Raw genomic sequence first — 26,390 nt, 5'->3', positions numbered from 1 at the left:
AGGAGTAACGGATGCACGTAACAGTAGGTGAATTAATTGGTAACTTTATTTTAATCGCTGGCTCTTTTATCCTTTTGATTGTCTTAGTTAAGAAATATGCGTGGTCAAACTTGACAAGTGTCTTCGAAGAAAGGGCAAATAAAATTGCTGCTGATATTGATGGAGCTGAACAGGCTCGTCAAAAAGCAGAAACTCTTGCCCAAAAACGTGAAGATGAATTGGCTGGTAGTCGCAACGAAGCCAAAACAATCATTGAAAATGCTAAAGAGACAGCAGAGAAGAGTAAAGCAGATATTCTGGCAGATGCTAAAGTAGAGGCAGGTCGCTTAAAAGAGAAGGCGAATCAAGAAATTGCTCAGAATAAAGCTGAAGCTTTGCAAAGTGTTAAGGGAGAGGTGGCAGATTTGACGATTAGTCTCGCTGGTAAAATCATCTCAAAAAACCTTGACAGTCATGCTCATAAGGAACTCATTGATCAGTATATCGATCAGCTAGGAGAAGCCTAATGGACAAGAAAACAGCAAAGGTAATTGAAAAGTACAGCATGCCTTTTGTCCAATTAGTGATTGAAAAAGGAGAAGAGGACCGGATTTTTTCAGACTTGGATCAAATCAAGCAAGTCGCAGAAGAAACGGGTTTACCTTCTTTTTTAGCTCAGGTAGCAGTTGATGAGTCTGATAAGGAAAAAACAGTTGGTTTTTTTCAAGACTCTGTCTCACCTTTAATGCAAAACTTTATTCAGGTTCTGATTTACAATCACAGAGCAAATCTATTTTATGATATCATTGTTGATTGTTTGAATCGTCTTGAAAGAGAAACCAATCATTTTGTAGTCACGATTTCTTCAGCTCATCCTTTAACGGATGAACAGAAGGAACGTTTGCTTCCCTTGATAGAGAAAAAAATGTCTCTGAAAGTACGGAGTATTAAAGAACAAATTGATGAAGGACTCATTGGTGGTTTTGTCATTTTTGCTAATCACAAGACAATTGATGTGAGTATAAAACAACAACTTCGAGTTGTTAAAGAAAATTTGAAATAGAAAGTGGTGTTCTTTTGGCAATTAACGCACAAGAAATCAGCGCTTTAATTAAGCAACAAATTGAAAATTTCAAACCCAATTTTGATGTGTCTGAAACAGGTGTTGTAACCTATATCGGGGACGGAATTGCGCGTGCTCACGGTCTTGAAAATGCCATGAGTGGAGAGTTGTTGATCTTTGAAAACGGCTCTTATGGGATGGCGCAAAACTTGGAGTCTACAGACGTTGGGATTATCATCCTTGGAGACTTTACAGATATTCGTGAAGGTGATACTATTCGCCGTACAGGTAAAATTATGGAAGTTCCTGTGGGGGATAGCCTGATCGGACGTGTTGTCGACCCACTTGGTCGTCCAGTTGATGGTCTTGGTGATATCCATACTGACAAGACTCGTCCAGTAGAAGCGCCAGCTCCTGGCGTTATGCAACGTAAGTCTGTATCAGAACCATTGCAAACAGGTTTGAAAGCTATTGACGCCCTTGTACCGATTGGTCGTGGTCAACGTGAGTTGATTATCGGTGACCGTCAGACAGGGAAAACAACTATTGCGATTGATACAATCTTGAACCAAAAAGGGCAAGATATGATCTGTATCTATGTAGCAATTGGACAAAAAGAATCAACAGTTCGTACGCAAGTAGAAACACTTCGTCAGTACGGTGCCTTGGACTACACAATCGTTGTGACAGCCTCTGCTTCACAACCATCTCCATTGCTCTTCCTAGCTCCTTATGCCGGAGTTGCTATGGCGGAAGAATTTATGTACCAAGGCAAGCATGTTTTGATTGTATACGATGATCTTTCAAAACAAGCGGTCGCTTATCGTGAGCTTTCCCTCTTGCTTCGTCGTCCACCAGGTCGTGAAGCCTTCCCAGGGGATGTTTTCTACCTTCACAGTCGTTTGCTTGAGCGCTCAGCTAAAGTTTCTGATGAGCTTGGTGGTGGATCTATTACAGCCCTACCATTTATCGAGACACAAGCGGGAGATATCTCTGCCTATATCGCAACCAACGTGATTTCTATCACTGACGGACAAATCTTCCTTGGTGATGGTCTCTTCAATGCGGGTATTCGTCCAGCTATTGATGCGGGTTCATCTGTATCCCGTGTAGGGGGTTCGGCACAGATTAAAGCTATGAAGAAAGTAGCTGGTACACTTCGTATCGACCTTGCTTCATACCGTGAGTTGGAAGCCTTCACCAAGTTTGGTTCTGACTTGGATGCAGCAACACAGGCTAAGTTAAACCGTGGACGTCGTACTGTGGAAGTATTGAAACAACCTGTTCATAAACCACTACCTGTTGAGAAACAAGTAACCATTCTCTATGCTTTGACACATGGTTTCTTGGATACGATTCCTGTAGATGACATTGTTCGTTTTGAGGAAGAGTTCCATACTTTCTTTGATGCTCATTATCCAGAGATTTTGGAAACCATTCGTGAAACAAAAGACTTGCCAGATGAAGCAGTCTTGGATGCTGCGATTACAGAGTTTCTCAATCAATCCAGCTTCCAATAAGAATAGAGGTGTCAGATGGCAGTATCTCTAAATGATATTAAAACAAAAATCGCCTCAACCAAAAACACGAGTCAAATCACTAATGCCATGCAAATGGTATCGGCTGCCAAGTTAGGTCGCTCTGAAGAAGCAGCGCGCAACTTTCAAGTTTACGCTCAGAAGGTCCGTAAGCTTTTGACGGATATTCTGCATGGTAACGGATCTGGTGGTTCAACCAATCCGATGCTCATCAGTCGTCCAGTTAAGAAAACTGGCTATATCGTTATCACTTCAGACCGTGGCTTGGTTGGAGGTTATAATGCTTCCATCCTTAAAGCTGTGATGGAGTTAAAAGAAGAATACCATCCAGATGGTAAAGGTTTTGAGATAATTTGTATTGGTGGTATGGGAGCTGATTTCTTTAAGGCTCGTGGTATTCAGCCAATCTATGAACTACGTGGCTTGGCAGATCAACCTAGTTTTGATGAAGTTCGTAAAATTATTTCAAAAACGATTGAGATGTACCAAAACGAACTTTTTGATGAATTGTACGTCTGCTACAACCATCATGTCAATACTCTCACAAGTCAAATGCGTGTGGAACAAATGCTTCCGATTGTTGACTTGGATCCAAATGAAGCGGATGAAGAGTATAGCTTGACCTTTGAGTTGGAAACGAGTCGTGATGAGATTCTAGAGCAGTTGTTGCCACAGTATGCCGAAAGTATGATTTACGGGGCTATTATCGATGCCAAGACAGCTGAGAATGCTGCAGGTATGACCGCCATGCAAACGGCGACCGATAATGCCAAGAAGGTCATCAATGATTTGACAATCCAGTATAACCGTGCTAGACAGGCGGCGATTACACAAGAAATTACAGAAATCGTAGCGGGGGCTAGTGCCTTAGAATAAGGCTTTGCCTCCCTCGTATCAAAATGAACTTAGGGCCTAGTTGAGCTAGGAACCGACAGTATCTTATATAGAATAGGAGAAGGAGATGAGTTCAGGTAAAATTGCTCAGGTTATCGGACCCGTTGTAGACGTCTTGTTTGCAGCAGGGGAAACACTTCCTGAGATTAATAATGCACTTGTCGTCTACAAAAATGACGAAAGAAAAACAAAAATTGTCCTTGAAGTAGCCTTGGAGTTGGGTGATGGTATGGTCCGTACGATCGCCATGGAATCAACAGATGGTTTGACTCGTGGAATGGAAGTTTTGGACACAGGCCGTCCAATCTCTGTGCCAGTAGGTAAAGAAACTTTGGGACGTGTCTTCAATGTTTTGGGAGATACCATTGACTTGGATGCTCCTTTCGCTGAAGACGCTGAGCGTCAGCCAATTCATAAAAAAGCTCCAACTTTTGATGAATTGTCTACCTCATCTGAAATCTTGGAAACAGGGATCAAGGTTATCGACCTTCTTGCACCTTACCTTAAAGGGGGGAAAGTTGGACTCTTCGGTGGTGCCGGAGTAGGTAAGACTGTCTTGATCCAAGAATTGATTCACAATATTGCCCAAGAACACGGTGGTATTTCAGTATTTACCGGTGTTGGGGAACGTACTCGTGAAGGGAACGACCTTTACTGGGAAATGAAAGAATCAGGTGTTATCGAGAAAACAGCCATGGTATTTGGTCAGATGAACGAGCCACCAGGAGCACGTATGCGTGTTGCCCTTACTGGTTTGACAATCGCCGAATACTTCCGTGATGTAGAAGGCCAAGATGTGCTTCTCTTTATCGACAATATCTTCCGTTTCACTCAAGCTGGTTCAGAAGTATCTGCCCTTTTGGGTCGTATGCCTTCGGCCGTTGGTTACCAACCAACACTTGCTACAGAAATGGGTCAATTGCAAGAACGTATCACATCAACTAAGAAGGGTTCTGTAACCTCTATCCAGGCTATCTATGTGCCAGCGGATGACTATACTGACCCGGCGCCAGCAACAGCCTTTGCTCACTTGGATTCAACTACAAACTTGGAACGTAAGTTGGTACAGTTGGGTATCTACCCAGCCGTTGATCCGTTGGCTTCAAGCTCTCGTGCCTTGGCACCTGAGATTGTTGGTGAGGAGCACTACGCAGTTGCTGCTGAGGTTAAACGTGTCCTTCAACGTTACCATGAATTGCAAGATATCATTGCTATCCTTGGTATGGATGAACTTTCTGATGAAGAAAAGACTTTGGTTGCACGTGCCCGTCGTATCCAGTTCTTCTTGTCTCAAAACTTTAACGTTGCAGAACAATTTACTGGTCAACCTGGTTCTTATGTGCCAGTAGCGGAAACAGTTCGTGGCTTTAAGGAAATTCTTGAAGGAAAACATGACCAGTTACCAGAAGATGCCTTCCGTGGTGTCGGTTCAATCGAAGACGTCATTGCTAAGGCAGAAAAAATGGGATTTTAAGAGGTGATCTATGGCTCATTTAACTGTCCAGATCGTGACACCAGATGGCCTCGTCTATGATCACCATGCCAGCTTTGTATCGGTACGAACTCTGGATGGTGAGATGGGGATCTTGCCACGACATGAAAATATGATTGCGGTTTTAGCGGTTGATGAAGTGAAGGTAAAACGTATCGATGATGATACTCATGTGAACTGGATTGCAGTGAACGGAGGAATTATCGAGATTGCTAATGATATCATTACTATTGTAGCAGACTCAGCAGAGCGTGCTCGTGATATTGACATCAGTCGTGCAGAACGTGCGAAACTTCGAGCTGAACGAGAAATCGAAGAAGCTCATGACAAGCATTTGATTGACCAAGAACGTCGTGCAAAAATCGCATTGCAACGTGCTATCAACCGTATCAATGTCGGAAATAGACTATAAAAAAATGAACTTGAAACTCAAGTTCATTTTTTTAATGTGGGAAGTTGATGCAGACTCCTTCAGGGACATGGAAGTCGTTAGAAAGCTCTGCAAGACGACCACTTTTAGGATTGCGCTTAAAGACGGTTGCGTTATCAGAATCTTGATGAACAGCAATGAGAAACTCTTGATCAGGACTCAGGTCGAAATCACGTGGATTTTTACCATGGCTTGGTACAATCTCTAATAATTCCAAGCTACCATCAGCGAGGATTGTATAGACCGCAATGGAATCATGACCTCGGTTGGATGCGTAGAGGTATTTGCCATCTTTTGAAAGACGAATGGCAGCAGTAGCATTAAAGCCTTCGTATCCATCTGGTAAGGTTGAAATAACTTGCATGCGTTCAAATTCACCAACTCCATCATAAATCAAGACCTCTATCGTGCTATTAAGTTCGCAGATGAGATAGGCAATCTTATAGTGGTGGTGGAAAACGATGTGGCGTGCACCTGCTCCAGCTTGGCTGTGATAAGTATAGAGTTTACTTAGTTTTCCTTCTGGACTAACATCGTAGGTTGTTACTTCATCTGTTCCTAGATCACAAGTGACGAGGTACTGGTCAGGTGTTAGATCTGTAAAGTGTACATGTGGGGAAGTTTGGTTTTCATGAGGACCTTGTCCACTATGCTGATCTAGATCCGTTTGGATGAGGCTACCATCTGCTTGACGTTTATAAACCAGAACTTGACCTTTATGATAGTTGGCCCCATAAACGAGACCACGCTTTTCATCCACTGCCACATAACAATGGGGAGCGCCTTCTTCAACCACATGATTTAGCAAAGCGCCATCTGTCTTATATGCAGCGATTCCACCTAAGCCATCCTGACTCCCTACAGTGTATAAGTGTTGCTGTTGGTCAAAGGCAAGGTAGGTTGGACTTGGTTCAGCAGCAAAGAGTTCAAGATTTTCAAGCTGGCCTGTTTCTGTATCAAAATCTGCCTTGTAAATCCCTTTAGATAAGCGACGAGTGTAAGTTCCAAAATAAACAGTTTCTTTCATGTCCATACCTCTTAATAATGATAAGTTCATTATACCACAAAATGGCAGTCATGAAGCACTAGATTCATCCATGTAAGCACTTTAAAAAAGAGTTATTTTAGTCTAAAAATGGTATAATGAGAGAATGACAGAAAGGATGTATTTATGGAACATAAAGAGAAACATTTTAGCCTATCTTGGTTTTTTAAGTGGTTTTTAGATAATAAAGCCATCACTGTATTTTTAGTAACCTTGTTACTGGGGCTAAACATTTTTATTCTAAGTAAGATTAGTTTTATCTTTTTACCAGTTTTGGATTTTCTAGGAGTTGTCATGTTGCCAGTTATTTTATCTGGTTTACTTTATTACCTCCTCAATCCGATTGTTGACTGGATGGAGAAGCACAAGATCAATCGTGTCCTTGCCATTAGTATTGTTTTTGTTATTATTGGACTCTTTATCATTTGGGGGCTGGCAGTCGCAATTCCTAATCTGCAACGTCAAGTCTTAAATTTTGCGAAGAATGTGCCGACATACCTGGAAGATGCTGATAAGGTGATCAATGACCTTGTAACCAAACGCTTGCCAGATGATTTTAGACCACAGTTGGAGCAGGTTCTTTCCAATGTTTCTAGTGAGGCGACTATGTGGGCCAGCAAAATCTCTTCTCAAGCTGTTAACTGGGTTAGCGCCTTTATCAGTAGCGTTTCCCAGGTCATTGTAGCGGTTATTATCGTACCCTTCATGCTCTTTTATCTTTTGAGAGATGGGAAAGGCTTGCGGGATTACCTAACTAAATTCATCCCAAACAAGTTAAAAGAACCTGTCGGACAAGTTTTGTCAGATGTTAATAAACAGTTATCAAACTATGTTAGAGGGCAGGTTACAGTTGCTATTATCGTGGCAATTATGTTTATTATCTTCTTTAAGATTATTGGTCTCAGATATGCTGTAACTCTGGGGATCACGGCTGGTATCCTTAATCTAGTACCTTATCTAGGTAGTTTTATAGCGATGTTGCCTGCTTTGGTTTTGGGCTTGATAGCAGGACCTGTGATGCTTTTGAAAGTGATTATTGTCTTTATTGTTGAACAAACGATTGAAGGTCGCTTCGTTTCTCCGCTTATTTTAGGTAGTCAGCTAAACATCCATCCCATCAATGTCCTCTTTGTTCTCCTAACTTCAGGGTCTATGTTTGGTATTTGGGGAGTCTTGCTGGGAATTCCTGTCTATGCCTCCGCTAAGGTGGTTATTTCTGCTATCTTTAACTGGTACAAAAAGGTCAGCGGTTTGTATGAAGAAGAAGGGGAGGAAATCAAGAGTGAACAATAGTCAACGCATGCTCCAGGCTTTGGATGAACAGGATTTAAGTAAAGCAGATCAGTATTTTCGCAAAGCGCTTGAAACTGATTCAACCGAAGTTCTCTACGAATTAGCAAGCTATCTAGAGGGAATTGGCTTTTATCCTCAAGCAAAAGAAATTTACCAACATATCGTTACAGAATTTCCAGAAGTGAATCTGAACCTAGCAACCATTGCTAGCGAGGATGGAAATGTTGAGGAAGCCTTTGTTTACCTTGAGGAAATCACACCTGATAGTGATTGGTATGTATCAGCTTTGGTATTGAAAGCAGATCTCTATCAGTTGGAAGGATTGACGGATGTGGCGCGTGAAAAGTTGCTGGAAGCTCTGAACTACTCAGAGGATCCACTCTTAATCTTCGGTTTGGCAGAGTTGGATAGCGAGCTAGAAAATTATCAGGAAGCTATTCAGGGTTATGCTCAATTAGACAATCGCTCTATCTATGAGCAAACGGGTATCTCAACCTATCAGCGAATTGGCTACGCTTATGCTCAGTTAGGTAAGTTTGAAGCTGCAACTGAATTCTTAGAAAAAGCTTTAGAATTAGAATACGATGACCAAACTGCCTTTGAACTGGCTAGTCTTTACTTTGACCAAGAAGAGTATCAAAAATCTGTTCTTTACTTTAAGCGGATTGATACCATTTCACCTGATTTTGAAGGATATGAATATGGTTATAGTCAAGCTTTGCATAAGGAACATCAGGTGGAAGAGGCCCTTCGTATCGCTAAACAAGGTTTGGAGAAAAATCCATTTGAAACTCGGCTCTTACTAGCTGCTTCACAGTTTTCGTATGAATTGCATGATCCTAGTGGTGCTGAGCAGTTTCTTCTTACTGCAAAAGAAGATGCAGAGGATACAGAAGAAATTTTCCTTCGCCTTGCAACCATTTATATGGAACAAGAACGGTTTGAGGACATTATCGCTCTCCAAAGTCAAGAACCTGAAAATTTCTTGACCAAGTGGATGATTGCCCGTTCTTATCAGGAAATTGAGGATTTAGATAAGGCATATGAGCTCTATCAGGAACTATCGTCTGACCTTAAGGATAATCCTGAGTTTCTGGGGCAGTATACTTATCTTTTGCGTGAATTGGGGTATTTTGAAGAAGCCAAGACGCAAGCAGAAGCTTATTTAAAACTCGTTCCAGATGATGTTCAAATGCAAGAACTCTTAGAAACACTTTAAACTTTGTTAGAATACAAAACTGTATCTCATCATTTTTGATAGATACAGTTTTTCTTTTTCTGAAAATAATAGAATTTTTATCTATTTCTCTTGCTAAATTGTTTATTTATGCTATAATAGGAATAATTATTTTTAGGAGGTGTAGTATGTCTTATCTATTCGAGATTTTACCGAGTTTATTGAACGGTGCAAATATGACAATTCAAGTCTTTGCTCTGGTCTTGATCTTTTCAATTCCTTTGGGTATTGTCGTTGCCTTTGCTTTACAAGTCCGCTGGAAACCCCTCCATTATCTAATTGACCTTTATATTTGGGTGATGCGAGGGACTCCCTTGCTCTTGCAATTAATCTTTATTTACTATGTGCTCCCTAGTATTGGGATACGTTTAGATCGTTTGCCTGCTGCTGTGATTGCTTTTGTATTGAACTATGCAGCCTACTTTGCTGAAATCTTTCGTGGTGGGATTGAAACCATACCCAAAGGGCAGTATGAAGCCGCAAAAGTGTTAAAATTTAGCCCCTTTTCTACAGTTCGCTATATCATTCTTCCTCAAGTTACAAAGATTGTCTTACCGAGCGTCTTTAATGAAATTATGAGTTTGGTCAAGGATACTTCATTGGTTTATGCCCTTGGGATTTCAGATTTGATTTTGGCAAGTCGGACAGCAGCCAATCGAGATGCTAGTCTTGTTCCTATGTTCTTAGCCGGGGCGATTTATTTGATTATGATTGGTCTTGTAACCATTGTAGCGAAAAAACTTGAGAAGAAGTACAGCTATTACAGATAGGAGGATTGCTATGTTAGAATTACGAAACATTAACAAGGCCTTTGCTGGCAAACAAATCTTAACCAACTTCAGCCTATCAATTCCTGAAAAGCAAATCCTTGCAATCGTAGGTCCATCAGGAGGCGGAAAGACAACCCTATTACGTATGCTAGCTGGGTTGGAAACCATCGATTCAGGGGAAATCTACTATAACGGAGAATCGCTAGCTATAGACGAGCTAGAAAAGCGCAATCTTCTGGGATTTGTTTTCCAAGATTTTCAACTCTTTCCGCATTTGTCAGTTCTAGATAACTTAACCTTGTCGCCCATAAAAACGATGAGTATGGAGAAGGAAGTTGCTGAGAAGAAGGCGCGTGGTTTGTTAGAACAACTTGGGTTAGCTGGACATGCAGATGCCTTTCCATTCTCACTTTCAGGTGGGCAAAAACAACGGGTGGCCTTAGCGCGCGCCATGATGATAAACCCAGAAATTATTGGATATGATGAGCCTACATCAGCCTTAGATCCAGAGTTGCGATTGGAAGTGGAAAAACTTATCCTTCAAAATAAAGAGCGTGGCATGACTCAGATTGTTGTAACCCACGATCTTCAGTTCGCGGAAAACATTGCTGATCAGATCCTTAAGGTTGATCCAAAGTAGGAGGTGCCTATGAAGAGAAAGAAAATTGCCCTTGTACTTGCTCTGTTCTTTAGCTTCTTCCTGACAGCTTGTACTCAGAAGGCAAGTGATCCAAATCAGGATAATTGGGCCAAATATCAAAAACAGGGAAGCATTACCATTGGCTTTGACAATACCTTTGTTCCCATGGGATTTGAGGAAAAGAATGGCCAGTATGCGGGCTTTGATATCGACCTAGCCCAAGCTGTTTCTGAAAAGCTAGGAATTCAGATTAAATTTCAACCCATCGACTGGGATATGAAAGAAACCGAACTACAAAATGGTACCATTGATGCCATCTGGAATGGCTATACAGCAACAGATGAACGGAAAGAGAAGGTTGCTTTTACCATTCCTTACATGGAAAATCAACAAGTTTTGGTCTCTAAAAAGTCTCAAAATATCCACTCAGTTCAGGATATGACTGACAAAGTTTTAGGGGCCCAGGCTGGATCTTCTGGCTATTTGAATTTTGAAGGACAACCTGAACTACTCAAGAATCGAGTGAAAGACCAGAAGGCTAATCAATACCAAAGTTTCAATGAAGCCTTGATTGATTTAAAAAATGATCGGATTGATGCCTTGTTGATTGACCGGGTATATGCCAATTATTATCTCCAGTCTGAAGGAATATTAAATGACTACAATGTCTTTTCAGCTGGATTTGAAAGTGAAGCTTTTGCAGTGGGTGTTAGACCTGCTGATAAAACTTTACTAGATGCTCTGAACCAAGCCTTTGTTGCACTATACCAAGAAGGAAAATTCCAGGAAATCAGCCAGAAGTGGTTTGGGGAAGATGTAGCCACCAGTCAAGTTAAAAATCAAGAATAAGAAAAAGAGATTGAGTTTATCTCAGTCTCTTTTAGTATAGAAAAATCCTCTGGCAAGTACCAGAGGATAAGAGCTTATACTCAATGAAAATCAAAGAGCAAACTAGGAAGCTAGCCGCAGGCTGCTCAAAGCACTGCTTTGAGGTTGTAGATAGAACTGACGAAGTCAGTTCAAAACACTGTTTTGAGGTTGTGGATATAACTGACGAAGTCAGTAACCATACATACGGCAAGGAAACGCTGACGTGGTTTGAAGAGATTTTCGAAGAGTATTATTTCATTGTTGGGAAGAGCAATACATCACGGATAGTGGTTGTATCAGTGAGGAGCATGCAGAGACGGTCGATACCGATACCCAAACCACCTGTTGGTGGCATACCGTATTCAAGAGCCTCAATGTAGTCGTAGTCAATACCAGTTGCTTCATCATCACCAAGCTCTTTAGCTTTAGCTTGAGCTTCAAAACGGCTAAGCTGATCGATTGGGTCGTTCAACTCTGTAAAGGCATTACCGTATTCCTTAGTCATGATAAAGAGCTCGAAACGGTCAGTAAAGCGTTCGTCTTCAGGATTTTTCTTAGCAAGTGGAGATACAGCTACTGGATGTCCATAGACAAAGGTTGGTTGGATCAAGGTTTCTTCAACAAACTCTTCAAAGAAGGCGTTGATAATGTGACCAACTTCAGTGTAGTGTTTTTCAACTGGAACTTTCTTCTCAGTAGCGATAGCTTTTGCTTCTTCGAAAGTCATGTCTTGCCAGAAATCAACACCAGTAATTTCCTTGATAGCATCCACCATGTGAACACGTTTAAATGGTTCATTGATTTTGATTTCAGTTCCTTGGTAGTTAACAGGACCATCACCTTTAACTGATTTAGCGGCGTGTTGGATAATACCTTCCGTCAAGTCCATGATATCTTGGAAGTCCGCATAAGCTTGGTAAACTTCGATAGAAGTGAACTCAGGGTTGTGAGTGGCGTCCATTCCTTCGTTACGGAAGATACGACCAATCTCATAAACACGTTCCATACCACCAACGATAAGACGTTTTAAGTGAAGCTCCGTCGCGATACGAAGAACCATATCGATATTTTGGGCATTGTGGTGAGTGATAAATGGACGAGCAGCAGCGCCCCCAGCTTCGTTGTGGAGAACAGGTGTTTCCACTTCAAGGAAACCTTTTTGGTCAAGGTAACGACGGATTTCAGAGATGATTTTTGAACGAGTGACAAAGCGCTCAAAGCTTTCACGGTTAGAAATCAAGTCAAGGTAACGTTTACGGTAAATTGTTTCAACGTCAGTCAAACCGTGGAATTTCTCAGGAAGCGGGCGAAGTGCTTTAGACAAGTGTGTGATGTGTGTTGCCTTGATAGAAAGTTCTCCCATATCTGTACGCATGACTTCTCCTTCGACACCGAGGAAGTCACCGAGGTCAGCCTTTTTGAAGATTTCGTAGTTTTCTTCACCGACTTCATCTTTACGAACGTAGATTTGGATTTGACCTTCTCGGTCTTGAAGATGGGCAAAGCCGACTTTCCCTTTACCACGTTTAGTTACTAAGCGTCCAGCGATAGTAGCAGTTTCATTTAATTCATGTAATTGTTCTTTATCAAGTTCTGCAAATTTATCTTTTAGTTCTTGAGAGTTAGCAGTACGTTCAAAACGTTTTCCGAAGGGATCGATTCCTTGTTCACGGAGCGCAGCCATTTTTTCACGGCGAACGATCTGCTGGTCATTTAGTTCTTCCATATGTTCTGTAGACATGGGTTCCTCCTAATTTTACTCAAAATTTGATACGATGAGTCATTTTTTGCGATACTCCCATTTTATCATAAATAGCAAAGAAATTCACGGATATTCTTTGAAAACTAAAAAGAACTTGACCGCTGGGATCAAGTTCCATTATTTTCTTTGATAAGAAGTGTCATTCCATCTTTCGAGAGTAAAGGATTCAAAATCATCGGTTTCTAAAACTGTCAGACTAGCATTGGCCAAGCCTCCATCTTTGCGGAGGTGAGCTTCTTTATAGCCTAAAAGTGTACGCAGGCTAGCAGTGAGATTTGCCCCATGCCCGACAATCAAAATTCTTTCAGCCGGACTTTCTTTCAGAGATTTGATAAACTGAATGGTGCGCTTGGTAGTACTGTAAAGGGATTCTGCTTCAAACATCCTCGTATCAAACTGAGCCAGATTGGAGCGAAAGGCCTTGATTTGTTGCGGGTAGATAGCATTGAGCGTTGCGATTTTTAAACCTTCAAGTTTTCCAAGATGCCATTCACGTAGGTCAGGAATGCTTTTTAGAGGACAAGGGACCTGGAGTTGACTTTGGATAATTTCAGCAGACTTAACTGCTCTGGGTAAATCACTAGAATAAATCGTATCAAAAGGAATTTCCTTAAGATACTGCCCCAGTTGTTTTAGGATGTCAATGGATTCCGGAAGAAGGGGCGAGTCACCACCAGCGCCTTGAAAACGTCCTTCAAGATTCCAGAGGGTGCGCCCATGGCGAACAAAATAGAGTTTCATGACTTACTTTCCTCCAAGATATCAGCAAAATCCGCTTTTACAAAGCTGGCCAAGTCTTGAGGGCGTATGATGATGCTATGTCCGACTTCCCCAGCAGAGACAATCATTTGCTCCAAATCCAAGGCTTTTTGATCAATAAAAATAGGATAGTTGTGTTTTTGGCGAATGCCGACGGGGTTATTAGCGCCGTGAATATAACCTGTCGTTTTTTCTAAGTCTTTTTGTGGAATCATGCTCACTTTTTTATTGCCAGAAACCTTTGCTAATTTTTTCTCAGCGAGGTGTTCTGTTATGGGAACGATTCCGATGATTGGAACTGTTTTGTCCCCTAATAGTGCCAATGTTTTAAAGATTTGGCTTCTGTCGTATTCAGGAGGAAGTTCTCCTTCAAGCGCATTGATTTGAATACCTGTATGCTCAATACCTGCCTTGGTCAAGATTTGTTCGACCAAGGTTTTTTTAATCTTGACTTTTTTTGCCATTATTTATACTTATCCTCCAATTGACTCATCCAGATACCAAGCCAGATACCAAGTGCAAAGAAGAAGGCAACGAGAACATAGCTCACAACGGAAAGTCCAGTGTACTGGATACTTTCAGCATTCCCAGCATTTGGAATCAAAATTAAGAGAGTGCTCGACAGTACAATTCCAATGATAAAGTGATACACACGCGAGTGATAGTTGTTCAAGGCATGGTCCATCAATTTTGAAAAGATAACGAGGGTTGCTCCTGCACCAATTCCGATAGGAAGGAAGGTTCCGAATAAATCAAAGGTCTTAAAACCAGTTAGCATTGGAGCGTACAGTCCTAAAATCAAGAGTAGATTTGACGGACTTAAACCAGGCACCAAGACACCTAGAGCTAAAAGAGCACCCGCTAAGATGAAACTAGCGAAACTGGCACTAAGAGACCCAACAATAAAATTTAGTGCGTATAGCCCGACACCCGAAAGGATAAAGGTGGCCCAGAACCAGACTAGGTCGATCTTATCACGATCAGATTCTCGAGTAGATTCTTTAAGGAGGCTAGGAACCGTACCGATGATAGCTCCAGCAAAACTCCATAAAACATAGACCTGGTAATTTTCTAGCAGATACTCGATTGGATAAGAAAACAAACCAATGCCTAGCAACATCCCGATTGCTACTGGGATAAAGTATAGGACATTCTCTTTAAAATCCTTAAAGGGATGAGCCAGAAAGCTAATCATTCGCTCGTAGATCCCCAAAATAGCTGCTAAAACACCACCTGAAATTCCAGGTAGGATAAATCCTAAGGCGATGACTATTCCCTTAATAACTCTTGCAATCCATGAAAACATCATAAAATCCTCAATTTCATAAAATTCTTTCTCTATTCTATCAATTATAACACAGACGAGAAGAAAATGAAAAAACAAGTGAAAAAGAGAGCAATTTTCACTTGTTTTATGGTCTTAAAAATAGTTTTCTGAAGGTTTCTTCTTTTTCCTTCAAGGTAGAGATGAGGTTAATATCCAAATGATGCTCAAATCCAGCAATTCTCCCTTTAGAAGTGTATTGATGGAGGTCATAATCTAAATCAGTATTAGGCGTGGTTTCAAAGTAACCAGAATCTGTTCCATAGGATGGAATCCAGACAGCAGTGAACTTATCTGTATTGATACTGTGTTCTTGCATGAAGTAAACTCCAATATAGATGCCGATGTTTTTAGCACCTAAAGATTCCAGTTTAGCACGAAAGGCTTCAACCCCCTCGTTCATATCAGACATTGTTTTTTCTTCTACGTCCAACCAATAGTAACTAGGGTTGTAAGGAGAAGCAGCATTATAGAAAACTTCAGCGGCTTTTTCCATTTCCTCCTTGCTGGGACTAGCTAGATAGGCATAGACTCCAACTGGGACATTACGCTTTTGAAATTCTGTAATATAACTTTTATAGGCTTTATCGACACCATTGGCATAAGCCGCATCATTAGTTTCAGTATGTTGAGCCCCATTGTGGACGCGAACAATAACACCTGAAATATTTTGAGACAAGGTATCGTAGTTAATCTCCTCAGGTCTTTGCCAACCAGAGACATCAATAATAGGTTTGTCAAGATTATGCAAGGCCTGATTTTCAACCTGGACAGCATTTGGCTTTGACTTGACGGCATGGTCTTCATAAGTTGGTCTATTGAGGATCAAAATAGCTATAAATATAGTAAATAAAGTAAAAATAATAGCTGGATGAATCTTTTTTCTCATATTTAATTAGTTTAACGTAAATAAATAAAAAAATCAAAGAAAACATCGTAAAAAGTGAATATAACAGTCTCTTATCCCTATTTCCTTGTTTGTTTACTCCCTAGAAACTAAATTATGGTATAATATAAGTGAATTTCTAGAGAAAAGAGAAGATTATGTCAAATTATGCCATTATTTTAGCAGCGGGTAAAGGTACTCGCATGAAATCAGATCTTCCAAAGGTACTTCATAAAGTAGCTGGAATTTCGATGTTGGAACATGTTTTTCGTAGTGTTGGTGCTATTCAACCTGAAAAAACAGTTACTGTAGTTGGTCACAAGGCAGAGCTAGTTGAGCAAGTATTAGCCGGTCAGACAGACTTTGTTACCCAATCAGAACAACTAGGAACTGGGCATGCTGTCATGATGGCAGAGCCAATCTTAGAAGGTCTGACTGGTCATACCTTGGTTATCGCTGGTGATACACCTCTGATTACGGGTGAAAGTCTGAAAAATCTCTTGGATTTCCATATCAATCACAAAAATGTTGCAACTATCCTGACAGCTGAAGCGGCAAATCCTTTTGGATACGGTCGAATTGTCCGCAATGATAACGCAGAAGTTCTTCGAATTGTTGAGCAAAAAGATGCGTCAGATTTTGAAAAACAAATCAAGGAAATCAATACAGGAACTTACGTTTTTGATAACCAACGTCTTTTTGAAGCCCTTAAAAATATCAACACTAACAATGCCCAAGGTGAATACTATATTACTGACGTGATTGGTATTTTCCGTAATGCGGGTGAGAAGGTTGGGGCCTATACTCTCAAGGATTTTGATGAAAGTCTTGGGGTAAATGACCGTGTAGCTCTTGCGACTGCGGAAGCAGTGATGCGCCGCCGTATCAACCAAAAGCATATGGTTAATGGTGTTAGCTTTGTTAATCCGGAAGCAACTTACATCGACATTGATGTTGAGATTGCTCCCGAAGTCCAAATCGAAGCCAACGTTACCTTGAAAGGTCGAACGAAGATTGGTGCGGAGACTATTTTAACAAATGGAACTTATGTCGTAGATAGTACCGTTGGAGCTGGAGCCGTGATTACCAACTCTATGATTGAGGAAAGTAGAGTTGCGGATAGTGTGACAGTCGGTCCTTATGCCCATATCCGTCCAGGTTCAAGTCTTGCTTCTCAAGTTCACATTGGAAACTTTGTTGAAGTAAAAGGATCTTCAATCGGTGAAAAAACCAAGGCGGGTCATTTGACCTATATCGGAAACTGCGAAGTGGGCAGCAACGTTAATTTTGGTGCAGGAACTATTACAGTAAACTACGATGGCAAAAATAAATACAAAACTGTCATTGGCAATAATGTCTTTGTTGGCTCAAACTCAACTATTATTGCTCCTGTAGAACTTGGGGATAATTCTCTGGTTGGAGCGGGTTCAACCATTACCAAGAATGTTCCTGCTGATGCCATTGCTATCGGCCGTGGACGTCAGGTCAACAAAGATGAATATGCGACTCGCCTCCCTCATCATCCCAAGAACCAGTAGGAGTTTGTCATGGAATTTGAAGAAAAAACGATTAGTCGGAAGGAAATCTATCAAGGTCCTATCTTTAAACTAGTGCAAGATCAGGTTGAACTGCCAGAAGGAAAGGGTACTGCCCAACGTGACTTGATTTTTCACAATGGAGCTGTTTGTGTTCTAGCTGTGACAGCTGAGGATAAAATTGTCCTTGTTAAGCAATATCGGAAGGCCATCGAGGCTGTTTCTTATGAGATTCCTGCTGGTAAACTTGAACTTGGTGAAAATGCTGATCCAATGGCGGCGGCCCTTCGTGAATTGGAAGAAGAAGTTGCATACACTGGTAAGTTAGAACTGTTGTACGATTTCTATTCTGCGATTGGATTTTGTAATGAAAAACTAAAACTCTACCTCGCTAGTGATTTGGTCAAGGTGGAAAATCCTCGCCCACAAGATGATGATGAAACTTTGGAAGTTTTAGAAGTAAGCCTAGAGGAGGCCAAAAACCTAATCCAGTCAGGTCATATCTGTGATGCCAAGACCATTATGGCAATCCAGTACTGGGAACTACAAAAGAAATAGAGGAGAAACCCATGGGAAAACCTTTATTAACAGACGAAATGATTGAACGTGCCAATCGTGGTGAGAAAATCTCAGGACCACCTCTTCAAGATGATGAGGAAACAAAGATCCTACCAACGTCTTCACAACATTTTGGTTATTCACGCTCTAGAGACCACGGTTTTAGTCAAGATACACTTACAATCGAAGTAGAACCAACGATTCATAAGAGTCGCCGCATTGAGAATACTAAGAGAAATGTTTTTAATTCGAAACTCAATCGCATCTTGTTTGCGGTCATCTTACTCTTGATTTTGTTAATTTTAGCGATGAAACTCTTGTAATTGAAAGGACTTGAAATGAAAATTGGAATCATTGCTGCCATGCCAGAAGAACTCCTATATTTGACTCAGAATTTGGATAAACCTCAAGAAGTCCAAGTCTTGGGAAATACCTACTATACTGGCACTGTTGGCAATACAGAAGTCGTTCTAGTTCAGAGTGGGATTGGGAAGGTCATGTCGGCTATGAGTGTAGCTATTCTAGCTGACTATTTTCAGGTAGAAGCTATCATCAATACAGGATCAGCAGGTGCTCTTGCTGAAGGGATTGCTGTTGGTGATGTCGTGATTGCAGATAGACTGGCTTACCATGATGTGGATGTGACTGCTTTTGGTTATGCTTATGGCCAAATGGCGCAACAACCGCTTTATTTTGAATCAGACAAAACCTTTGTAGCCAAAATCCAAGAGAGTCTATCTCTGTTGGACCAAAACTGGCACCTAGGCTTGATTGCTACAGGAGATAGCTTTATAGCTGGGGATGATAAGATTGCTAGTATCAAATCCCACTTCCCTGATGTTTTAGCAGTTGAAATGGAAGGGGCAGCCATTGCTCAAGCGGCTCAGGCTCTTAGCCTACCTTTCCTAGTCATTCGTGCTATGAGTGACAATGCCAATCACGAAGCCTCTATCTCTTTTGATGAGTTTATTATCGAAGCTGGACGTCGTTCTGCCCAAGTCTTACTAGCCTTTTTAAAGGCCTTAGATTAAGCGGAAATTTGACAGTTTATCTAGCTTATGATAAGATTTAAATAAAGAAAAGCTAGAAAACGTTTCAGAGGATATTATGAGTATTGAAATGACCGTCAGTGAGATTGCAGAGGTCTTAGGACTATCTCGTCAAGCAATCAACAATCGTGTCAAAGAACTTCCAGAAGAGGACACGAAAAAAAATGACAAAGGTGTAACTGTAGTTACTCGAAGTGGCTTGATCAAGCTAGAAGAAATCTATAAAAAAACAATTTTTGAAGATGAGCCTGTCAGTGATGATGTCAAACAACGTGAACTGATGGAAATCTTGGTTGATGAGAAAAATGCTGAAATTCTTCGTTTGTACGAGCAGCTCAAGGCAAAAGACCGCCAGTTATCAGAAAAAGATGAACAGATGCGTATCAAAGACCGCCAGATTGCTGAAAAGGACAAACAGTTGGACCAACAGCAACAGTTAACTCTTCAAGCGATGAAAGATCAAGAAACCTTGAAACTCGAGTTGGACCAAGCAAAAGAAGAAGTCCAAGCAACCAAAAAAGGCTTTTTTGCTCGCCTTTTTGGAGGAAAATAAAGAAGCTGTTTGGGTTACTCACTAACCTAATGGCTTCTTTTATTATTTATAGTTTAGTTTGGGTAGTAATTGAGGTAAATAATGGAAAAATTAAGAGATTATATCGCCTTTGATTTGGAATTCAATCAACACGAGGGGGTTACCCATTTAATTCAAGTATCAGCAGTCCGCTTTCAAGATGGACAAGAAAGTGCTGCTTTTGATTCTTATGTTTATACTACAGCACCATTGAAGAGTTTTATCAATGGTTTGACTGGAATCACAGCTGAAACCTTGAAAGATGCGCCAAAAGTAGAACAAGTTTTAAAGGACTTTCAAGCATTCGTTGGCGACATACCTATCGTTGGTTACAATGCAGCTAAGAGTGATTTGCCTATTCTCTTGGATCATGGTATTGATTATCGTGACCAGTATAAGGTTGATCTATATGAGGAGGCTTTTGAACGCCGTAGTTCTGATCTACACGGAATAGCCAATCTTAAATTGCAAACTGTAGCGAATTTTTTAGGCTTTCACGGGAAGTCTCATAACAGTTTAGAGGATGCCCGCATGACGGCGCGTGTTTACGAAGCTTTTTTGGAATCAGATGAAGGAAAGCTATTAATAGAAGACCAGAGTAGTTTTTCGATGAATCCTTTCGGTGGCTTAGATTTATCCCAATTTTTAGACTAGGAGTGCTTATGAAACCTGAAAAACCTAAAAAGCTAGGTTTTAGGAAGATATACTATAACCTAGATAAGATTTTATTTCTATTTTTCTTGATATTTATGATGGTTGAGTTTGTCTGGCTACCATTAAATTCATGGATTGCTGGCATCCTTCTGAGACAAACCGGCTATTTGTTTATCTCCTACAATAACTTTTGGGCGATTATACAAGGCTCGCCTTTTATCAGTTTAGCCTTTCTCATCTTAATTGCAATCAATCTCCTGGTTGCCTATTTCCAGATTTGTCTTTTGTTTATCGGGGCTCGTCACCTTCTCTATCATGAAAAGAGAACCTTAATTGAGTACAGTAGAAAAGTATTTCACCAGAGCTTTTTATTTGTTAAGCGATTGAGCTTTTGTAAGATGGCCTTTGTCTTTTTTTACATTGCTATGCTTTTCCCGTTCATCCGTAAGATTTTAAAAATCTATTACCTCAACAAAATTATTATCCCTGATTTTATTGTGAATTATTGGGAAGGTAAGCATTGGCTGGTAGGTCTGATGATCATAGCATCCGCTTGGATCTTACTCTATATTTCAGTCCGATTTATGTTTGCCCTGCCTAAGATTCTCTTTGAAAGAAAGACCGTAAGAGAAAGTGTGAAATATAGTCTCCAAAAGACGAAAAAAAACGTTCTTTTCTTCTCTTGGCATCTTTTACTCATTATCATTAAAACCTATCTTTTCTTCTTTGGTCTGTTAATTCCCTTGCTTTTTGCGCAAGCAGTGATGGATAATCTAACTCAAAAAGAATCCTTGATTCTCGGAGTGATTAATTTTGTCTTGATTAAAAATTTCCATTACATGACCCTGACTTATTTCCTAGTGAAGTTTGTTTCCTTCCTGACAGGAGAAGAGCTAGAGATTATGCCAAGGCGAAAGAAAGATCATCTGATGAGATGGGGTGTCATGGGGTGTGCAAGTATCATTTTTGCCATAGAAGGCTACGTTTATCTGGAATCTCCGGATACCAATACACCTTTAGTGATTTCGCACAGAGGAGTAAGTAATAAAAACGGTGTTCAAAATACTGTGCAGTCTTTAGAAAAAACAGCTCAACTAAAACCAGATCTCATCGAAATGGATGTGCAGGAAACGAAAGACGGTCAGTTCGTGATGATGCACGATGCTAACCTCAAAAATTTAACAGGTATTAATGCTACACCGCAAGATTTGACTCTGGATGAATTAACAAATACAGATATTTACGAGAATGGTTATCAAACAAAGATTTCAAGCTTTGATGCCTATTTAGAGCGTGCAAATGCTTTAAACCAAAAATTGCTGATTGAGATTAAAACCAGTAAAAAAGATAGTCCGCAAATGATGGACCATTTCCTTGAAAAGTATGGGGCGACTATCAAGAAAAATGGACATCAGATGCAATCACTAGACTACCATGTGATTGATAAAGTGTTGACTTATGATTCTGAAATTCCAGTTTACTTTATTCTTCCCTATAACAGTATCTTCCCAAGAACCAAGGCAACGGGTTACACTATGGAGTACTCGACTTTGGATGAATACTTTGTCAATAAACTCTGGACAACTGATCAGAGACTCTATGTTTGGACCGTAAATGGTTCGGAGGCATTTGATAAAGCCGTTCGCCTCGGCGCAGATGGCATGATTACTGATGATCTTGAAATGGTCCAGTCACAAGTCACAATGACTCAAGACGATCCGGAATATACGGAATTACTCTTAAAGAAAGCAATGGAATTCTTTGATTTCTAAGAAAAAAAAGAGAAACAGATGTTTCTCTTTTTTTGTGGATTAGAAAGGCAATTTTCCAGCGAAAGCTCCTAGTTTCTTCTTAGTCGTTTCATCAATTTGTTCAAGAGCAGCATTAATTGCTTGCGCAGTCATATCTGAAAGTGTTTCGAGATCTTCTGGATCTACAACTGCTGGGTTGAAGTCAATGCTGACAACTTTTTTGTCTCCAGTCAAAGTTGCTTGGACAAGGTCCTGAGCTGATTTTCCAACAAACTCCATGGCAGCGAGTTCTGCTTGGCTTTGTTCCATTTGTTTTTGAAGTTTTTGTGCTTGGCGCATCATGTTTTGCATGTTCATCATGGCGGTTTACAGTTTCCTTTTTTCTATTTTTTTCTTTTTTATTTTATCAATTTTAGGTTCAAAAGTCTATTATTTGTTTAATTCATGAGATATATGAACTTTTATAATGAGTCTCTCAAAAAACTTTTAAGAAATTTACTATGTACACCTAGTATTCTTTGCTAAACAAATAATTTCATTTAAGTTTTCTTTAAGGTTTCTATTATATTCTAAAGAACTCTATATTAACCGAACGTTGATAGGAGAATATAGAGGATAACCTAATTTTATTTCTTAATTTGTTATGGTCTTTCCGGATTTAGCAACACATTGTTCACTTTTTATCTTAAATAGTGTGTTGATTAGACTAAATGACACTCTGTCTTTTCTTCATGATGGAGGCAGATTGTGATATAATAGATAGTAATGAGTTTTTTAGAATAAACTAAAGGAGAATATAAATGATCTATGCAGGAATCCTAGCCGGAGGAACTGGCACACGCATGGGAATCAGTAATTTACCAAAACAATTCTTGGAGCTAGGTGATCGTCCTATTTTGATTCACACAATTGAAAAATTCGTTTTAGAACCAAGTATTGAAAAAATTGTGGTTGGAGTTCATGGAGATTGGGTCTCTCATGCTGAGGACTTAGTTGAAAAGTATCTTTCTCTCCACAAGGATCGCATCATCATCACCAAGGGGGGTGCTGATCGCAATACCAGTATCGAGAAGATTATAGAAGCCATTGATGCCTATCGTCCAATCACTCCAGAAGATATTGTGATTACCCACGACTCTGTTCGCCCCTTTATCACACTTCGCATGATTCAGGACAATATCAAACTCGCCCAAAATCATGATGCGGTTGACACAGTAGTAGAAGCGGTTGATACCATTGTTGAAAGTACCAATGGTCAGTTTATCACGGATATTCCAAATCGTGTTCACCTCTATCAAGGTCAAACACCTCAAACCTTCCGATGCAAGGATTTCATGGACTTGTATGGATCCCTATCTGATAAAGAAAAGGAAATCCTAACGGATGCATGTAAGATTTTTGTTATCAAAGGGAAGGATGTTGCTCTAGCTAAAGGGGAATATTCAAACCTTAAAATCACGACTGTGACAGACTTGAAAATCGCGAAAAGCATGATTGAGAAAGACTAAGGATATGATTAATCAAATTTATCAACTGACAAAACCAAAGTTTATCAATGTAAAATACCAAGAAGAGGACATTGATCAGGAAAATCATATCCTGATTCGTCCAAATTATATGGCGGTTTGTCATGCGGATCAACGTTACTATCAAGGAAAACGTGATCCAAAGATATTGGCTAAAAAGCTTCCTATGGCTATGATTCACGAGTCTTGTGGAACTGTTATCTCAGATCCAACTGGTACTTATGAAGTGGGTCAAAAGGTAGTTATGATTCCAAATCAACCGCCTATGCAGAGTGACAAGGAGTTCTACGAGAACTACATGACAGGAACCTACTTCCTATCTAGTGGTTATGATGGCTTTATGAGAGAATTTGTCTCTCTTCCAAAAGATCGTGTTGTGTCTTATAATGACATTGAGGATACAGTTGCTGCCATTACCGAGTTTGTGAGTGTGGGTATGCATGCTATGAATCGTTTCTTAAATCTTGCCCACAGCAAGCGGGAGCGTATTGCTGTTATCGGAGATGGTAGTTTGGCCTTTGTGGTTGCTAATATTATCAATTACACTCTACCAGAAGCTGAGATTATCGTGATTGGTCGGCATTGGGAAAAACTAGAGCTCTTCTCTTTTGCAAAAGAGTGCTACATTACTGATAATATTCCAGAAGATTTGACCTTTGATCATGGATTTGAGTGTTGCGGTGGTGATGGCACGGGACCAGCTATCAATGACTTGATTCGTTACATTCGACCTCAGGGAACGATTCTCATGATGGGAGTGAGTGAATACAAGGTTAATATCAATACACGAGATGCTTTGGAAAAAGGATTGTTATTAGTGGGATCGTCTCGATCAGGACGAATTGATTTTGAAAATGCAATACAGATGATGGAAGTTAAAAAGTTTGCAAATCGTCTGAAAAATATCCTTTATGTCGAAGAACCAGTGAGAGAAATCAAGGACATTCATCGTGTCTTTGCTACAGACCTAAATACTGCTTTCAAAACAGTGTTTAAGTGGGAAGTGTAAGAGATGGAGGCTAATCGTGGAGAAAATCATTAAAGAAAAAATTTCTTCTTTACTATCTGATGAAGAAGAAGTACTCAGTGTTGAACAACTGGGAGGCATGACCAACCAAAACTATTTGGTCAAGACAACCAATAAGCAGTATATCGTTAAATTTTTCGGAAAAGGGACCGAAAAGCTCATCAATCGTCAAGATGAAAAATACAATCTTGAATTGTTGAAAGATTTGAATCTTGATGTCAAGAATTATCTTTTTGATATTGAGTCAGGAATCAAGGTAAATGAGTACATTGATTCTGCAACAACGCTTGATTCCACTTCGATTAAGACCAAGTTTGAAAAGATTGCCCCAATGCTACAGACCATTCATGCATCAGGTAAAGAACTAAGAGGGGAATTTGCACCTTTTGAAGAAATCAAAAAATACGAAGCCTTGATTGAGGGAAATATCCCATACACCAATTATGAAGCTGTGAGAAAAGAAGTATTCTCACTAGAGAAAAGATTGGCTGATTTGGGTGTTGACAGAAAGTCTTGTCATATCGATTTGGTTCCAGAAAACTTTATCGAGTCACCTCAAGGTCGTTTGTATTTGATTGACTGGGAATACTCTTCTATGAATGATCCGATGTGGGATTTGGCAGCTCTTTTCTTAGAGTCTGAATTTACAAAGCAAGAGGAAGATGATTTCCTTTCCTACTATGGAAGTGATAAAACTCCAGTATCTCGTGAAAAGATTCGAATCTATAAAATTTTACAAGATACCATCTGGAGTTTGTGGACAGTGTACAAAGAAGCTCAAGGTGCTGACTTTGGAGATTATGGTGTGCGTCGTTACCAAAGAGCTGTTGACGGTTTGACTTATTATGGAGGTTAGGATGAAGAATAAAAATGGTGTTTCTTTCGGCCTGCTCTCAGGTATCTTCTGGGGGCTCGGTCTGACAATCAGTGCTTATATCTTTTCAATTTTTACCAATCTTTCGCCTTTTGTGGTGGCAGCGGCACATGACTTTTTGAGTATCTTTATTTTATTAGCTTTTCTCTTGATTAGAGAAGGGAAAGTTCGCTTATCAATCTTTCTAAATATTCGAAATGTCAGTGTTATTGTCGGAGCCTTGCTAGCTGGACCTATAGGAATGCAGGCCAATCTTTATGCAGTTAAGTATATCGGTAGTTCACTAGCTTCATCTGTATCAGCTATTTACCCAGCAGTTTCAGTTTTGCTAGCTTTCTTCATTTTGAAACACAAGGTTTCAAAGAATACAGTATTCGGTGTTTTCTTGATTATTGCAGCTATCATTGCTCAAACCTACAAGGTTGAACAAGTAAACTCGTTTTACATTGGAATTCTTTGTGCATTAGTTTGTGCCATCGCATGGGGTAGTGAAAGTGTTCTTAGTTCCTACGCCATGGAAAGTGACTTGAGTGAAATTGAAGCACTATTAATCCGCCAAGTAACCTCATTCTTGTCATACCTTGTCATTGTCCTCTTTTCTCATCATTCATTTGCGGAAGTAGCAGATGGGCAATTGCTCGGTTTGATGTTAGTCTTTGCAGCATGTAATATGATTTCATACTTAGCCTACTACATTGCTATCAACCGTTTACAACCTGCAAAAGCAACTGGATTGAACGTAAGCTATGTCGTATGGACTGTTTTATTTGCAGCTGTTTTCTTAGGTACACCGCTAGATATGCTGACAATTATCACTTCACTTATTGTTATGGCTGGTGTTTATATTATTATTAAAGAATAAA

General features: G+C 40.1%; 29 protein-coding genes. 22 read left to right on the top strand and 7 right to left on the bottom strand.

Features of this window, described 5'->3' with window-relative positions:
• The first annotated feature begins 11 nt into the window (after window positions 1–11).
• The 6 genes from atpF to E7Y33_RS05095 all read left to right on the top strand — a co-directional run bounded on the left by atpF (window position 12) and on the right by E7Y33_RS05095 (window position 5,378).
• Window positions 12–506, top strand: a complete 495-nt coding sequence (gene atpF, locus E7Y33_RS05120; protein WP_000558543.1) for a F0F1 ATP synthase subunit B — start codon at window positions 12–14, stop codon at window positions 504–506.
• Entirely contained in the window at window positions 506–1,042 is a 537-nt protein-coding gene (locus E7Y33_RS05115) for a F0F1 ATP synthase subunit delta (protein ID WP_038806143.1), read from the top strand. Before atpF ends, E7Y33_RS05115 begins: the two co-directional genes overlap by 1 nt.
• A gap of 14 nt (window positions 1,043–1,056) precedes the next feature.
• On the top strand, window positions 1,057–2,562 hold the full coding sequence (gene atpA, locus E7Y33_RS05110; protein WP_139689833.1) for a F0F1 ATP synthase subunit alpha: 1,506 nt from the start codon (window positions 1,057–1,059) through the stop codon (window positions 2,560–2,562).
• 15 nt (window positions 2,563–2,577) lie between these two features.
• The gene (locus tag E7Y33_RS05105) at window positions 2,578–3,456 is read left to right on the top strand and encodes a F0F1 ATP synthase subunit gamma (RefSeq protein ID WP_000301230.1); all 879 of its coding nucleotides are present in this window, start codon (window positions 2,578–2,580) and stop codon (window positions 3,454–3,456) included.
• 85 nt (window positions 3,457–3,541) lie between these two features.
• Window positions 3,542–4,948, top strand: coding sequence for a F0F1 ATP synthase subunit beta (gene atpD / locus E7Y33_RS05100; protein ID WP_000094372.1), 1,407 nt, complete (start codon window positions 3,542–3,544; stop codon window positions 4,946–4,948).
• 10 nt (window positions 4,949–4,958) lie between these two features.
• On the top strand, window positions 4,959–5,378 hold the full coding sequence (locus E7Y33_RS05095) for a F0F1 ATP synthase subunit epsilon (protein WP_000940836.1): 420 nt from the start codon (window positions 4,959–4,961) through the stop codon (window positions 5,376–5,378).
• Between the two features lie 31 nt (window positions 5,379–5,409).
• Here the strand turns inward: E7Y33_RS05095 and E7Y33_RS05090 are convergent, their stop codons facing one another.
• Complete coding sequence (locus E7Y33_RS05090; protein ID WP_049478009.1) at window positions 5,410–6,423, bottom strand: lactonase family protein; 1,014 nt, start codon at window positions 6,421–6,423, stop codon at window positions 5,410–5,412.
• A 144-nt stretch (window positions 6,424–6,567) separates the two neighbouring features.
• Here E7Y33_RS05090 and E7Y33_RS05085 point away from each other — a divergent pair, with 144 nt between their 5' ends.
• The 5 genes from E7Y33_RS05085 (at window position 6,568) to E7Y33_RS05065 (ending at window position 11,230) form a co-directional block, all read left to right on the top strand.
• Window positions 6,568–7,734: an AI-2E family transporter gene (locus E7Y33_RS05085; RefSeq protein WP_139689832.1), complete on the top strand. Its 1,167-nt coding sequence runs from the start codon at window positions 6,568–6,570 to the stop codon at window positions 7,732–7,734.
• Complete coding sequence (locus E7Y33_RS05080) at window positions 7,724–8,953, top strand: tetratricopeptide repeat protein (RefSeq protein WP_161976042.1); 1,230 nt, start codon at window positions 7,724–7,726, stop codon at window positions 8,951–8,953. The genes E7Y33_RS05085 and E7Y33_RS05080 overlap by 11 nt, the downstream gene beginning before the upstream one ends.
• A 146-nt stretch (window positions 8,954–9,099) precedes the next feature.
• Window positions 9,100–9,741, top strand: a complete 642-nt coding sequence (locus E7Y33_RS05075) for an amino acid ABC transporter permease (protein ID WP_084849604.1) — start codon at window positions 9,100–9,102, stop codon at window positions 9,739–9,741.
• Window positions 9,742–9,751: 10 nt separating this feature from the next.
• A complete protein-coding gene (locus E7Y33_RS05070) occupies window positions 9,752–10,381 on the top strand; it encodes an amino acid ABC transporter ATP-binding protein (protein ID WP_000891736.1) in 630 nt (209 codons plus the stop codon).
• Window positions 10,382–10,390: 9 nt separating this feature from the next.
• Entirely contained in the window at window positions 10,391–11,230 is an 840-nt protein-coding gene (locus tag E7Y33_RS05065) for an amino acid ABC transporter substrate-binding protein (RefSeq protein WP_139689831.1), read from the top strand.
• A 271-nt stretch (window positions 11,231–11,501) separates the two neighbouring features.
• On the opposite strand, the gene lysS is transcribed toward E7Y33_RS05065, so the two are convergent.
• From lysS to E7Y33_RS05035, 5 genes are all read right to left on the bottom strand, one after another.
• Window positions 11,502–12,992, bottom strand: a complete 1,491-nt coding sequence (gene lysS / locus E7Y33_RS05055; protein WP_139689830.1) for a lysine--tRNA ligase — start codon at window positions 12,990–12,992, stop codon at window positions 11,502–11,504.
• 138 nt (window positions 12,993–13,130) lie between these two features.
• Entirely contained in the window at window positions 13,131–13,754 is a 624-nt protein-coding gene (locus E7Y33_RS05050) for a histidine phosphatase family protein (RefSeq protein WP_139689829.1), read from the bottom strand.
• Complete coding sequence (locus E7Y33_RS05045; protein ID WP_044020855.1) at window positions 13,751–14,236, bottom strand: aminoacyl-tRNA deacylase; 486 nt, start codon at window positions 14,234–14,236, stop codon at window positions 13,751–13,753. The genes E7Y33_RS05050 and E7Y33_RS05045 overlap by 4 nt, the downstream gene beginning before the upstream one ends.
• Complete coding sequence (locus tag E7Y33_RS05040) at window positions 14,236–15,078, bottom strand: DUF368 domain-containing protein (RefSeq protein ID WP_139689918.1); 843 nt, start codon at window positions 15,076–15,078, stop codon at window positions 14,236–14,238. Before E7Y33_RS05040 ends, E7Y33_RS05045 begins: the two co-directional genes overlap by 1 nt.
• A gap of 106 nt (window positions 15,079–15,184) precedes the next feature.
• Window positions 15,185–15,985: a glycoside hydrolase family 25 protein gene (locus tag E7Y33_RS05035; protein WP_139689828.1), complete on the bottom strand. Its 801-nt coding sequence runs from the start codon at window positions 15,983–15,985 to the stop codon at window positions 15,185–15,187.
• A 155-nt stretch (window positions 15,986–16,140) separates the two neighbouring features.
• Between E7Y33_RS05035 and glmU the strand changes: the two genes are divergently transcribed.
• The 7 genes from glmU (at window position 16,141) to E7Y33_RS05000 (ending at window position 22,121) form a co-directional block, all read left to right on the top strand.
• The gene (gene glmU / locus E7Y33_RS05030; RefSeq protein ID WP_139689827.1) at window positions 16,141–17,520 is read left to right on the top strand and encodes a bifunctional UDP-N-acetylglucosamine diphosphorylase/glucosamine-1-phosphate N-acetyltransferase GlmU; all 1,380 of its coding nucleotides are present in this window, start codon (window positions 16,141–16,143) and stop codon (window positions 17,518–17,520) included.
• A gap of 9 nt (window positions 17,521–17,529) precedes the next feature.
• Complete coding sequence (locus tag E7Y33_RS05025) at window positions 17,530–18,075, top strand: NUDIX hydrolase (RefSeq protein WP_000393797.1); 546 nt, start codon at window positions 17,530–17,532, stop codon at window positions 18,073–18,075.
• A gap of 11 nt (window positions 18,076–18,086) precedes the next feature.
• Window positions 18,087–18,398, top strand: a complete 312-nt coding sequence (gene macP, locus E7Y33_RS05020; protein WP_000517872.1) for a cell wall synthase accessory phosphoprotein MacP — start codon at window positions 18,087–18,089, stop codon at window positions 18,396–18,398.
• Between the two features lie 15 nt (window positions 18,399–18,413).
• On the top strand, window positions 18,414–19,106 hold the full coding sequence (locus E7Y33_RS05015) for a 5'-methylthioadenosine/adenosylhomocysteine nucleosidase (RefSeq protein WP_139689826.1): 693 nt from the start codon (window positions 18,414–18,416) through the stop codon (window positions 19,104–19,106).
• A 76-nt stretch (window positions 19,107–19,182) separates the two neighbouring features.
• Window positions 19,183–19,677 (top strand): chromosome segregation protein RocS, encoded by a 495-nt coding sequence (gene rocS / locus E7Y33_RS05010; RefSeq protein WP_000021252.1) that lies wholly within the window; start codon window positions 19,183–19,185, stop codon window positions 19,675–19,677.
• A gap of 81 nt (window positions 19,678–19,758) precedes the next feature.
• The gene (locus E7Y33_RS05005; RefSeq protein WP_049479419.1) at window positions 19,759–20,349 is read left to right on the top strand and encodes a 3'-5' exonuclease; all 591 of its coding nucleotides are present in this window, start codon (window positions 19,759–19,761) and stop codon (window positions 20,347–20,349) included.
• Window positions 20,350–20,357: 8 nt separating this feature from the next.
• Window positions 20,358–22,121, top strand: a complete 1,764-nt coding sequence (locus E7Y33_RS05000; RefSeq protein WP_049520800.1) for a glycerophosphoryl diester phosphodiesterase membrane domain-containing protein — start codon at window positions 20,358–20,360, stop codon at window positions 22,119–22,121.
• Window positions 22,122–22,160: 39 nt separating this feature from the next.
• On the opposite strand, the gene E7Y33_RS04995 is transcribed toward E7Y33_RS05000, so the two are convergent.
• Window positions 22,161–22,460 (bottom strand): YbaB/EbfC family nucleoid-associated protein, encoded by a 300-nt coding sequence (locus tag E7Y33_RS04995; RefSeq protein WP_000981515.1) that lies wholly within the window; start codon window positions 22,458–22,460, stop codon window positions 22,161–22,163.
• A gap of 440 nt (window positions 22,461–22,900) precedes the next feature.
• Between E7Y33_RS04995 and E7Y33_RS04990 the strand changes: the two genes are divergently transcribed.
• The 4 genes from E7Y33_RS04990 to E7Y33_RS04975 are packed head-to-tail and all read left to right on the top strand — an operon-like array spanning window position 22,901 to window position 26,389.
• The gene (locus E7Y33_RS04990; protein WP_139689825.1) at window positions 22,901–23,608 is read left to right on the top strand and encodes an IspD/TarI family cytidylyltransferase; all 708 of its coding nucleotides are present in this window, start codon (window positions 22,901–22,903) and stop codon (window positions 23,606–23,608) included.
• Between the two features lie 4 nt (window positions 23,609–23,612).
• Window positions 23,613–24,635, top strand: coding sequence for a ribitol-5-phosphate dehydrogenase (locus tag E7Y33_RS04985; RefSeq protein ID WP_139689824.1), 1,023 nt, complete (start codon window positions 23,613–23,615; stop codon window positions 24,633–24,635).
• 16 nt (window positions 24,636–24,651) lie between these two features.
• The gene (locus E7Y33_RS04980) at window positions 24,652–25,509 is read left to right on the top strand and encodes a phosphotransferase family protein (protein ID WP_139689823.1); all 858 of its coding nucleotides are present in this window, start codon (window positions 24,652–24,654) and stop codon (window positions 25,507–25,509) included.
• Window position 25,510: 1 nt separating this feature from the next.
• Complete coding sequence (locus E7Y33_RS04975) at window positions 25,511–26,389, top strand: DMT family transporter (protein ID WP_139689822.1); 879 nt, start codon at window positions 25,511–25,513, stop codon at window positions 26,387–26,389.
• Window position 26,390 lies beyond the last annotated feature (1 nt).

Source organism: Streptococcus oralis (genome assembly GCF_006175905.1).
GTDB classification, from domain to species: Bacteria; Bacillota; Bacilli; order Lactobacillales; family Streptococcaceae; genus Streptococcus; species Streptococcus oralis_BG.
The sequence above is the reverse complement of the archived record's forward strand: the minus strand, read 5'-3'. Positions and strand labels throughout refer to the sequence as shown.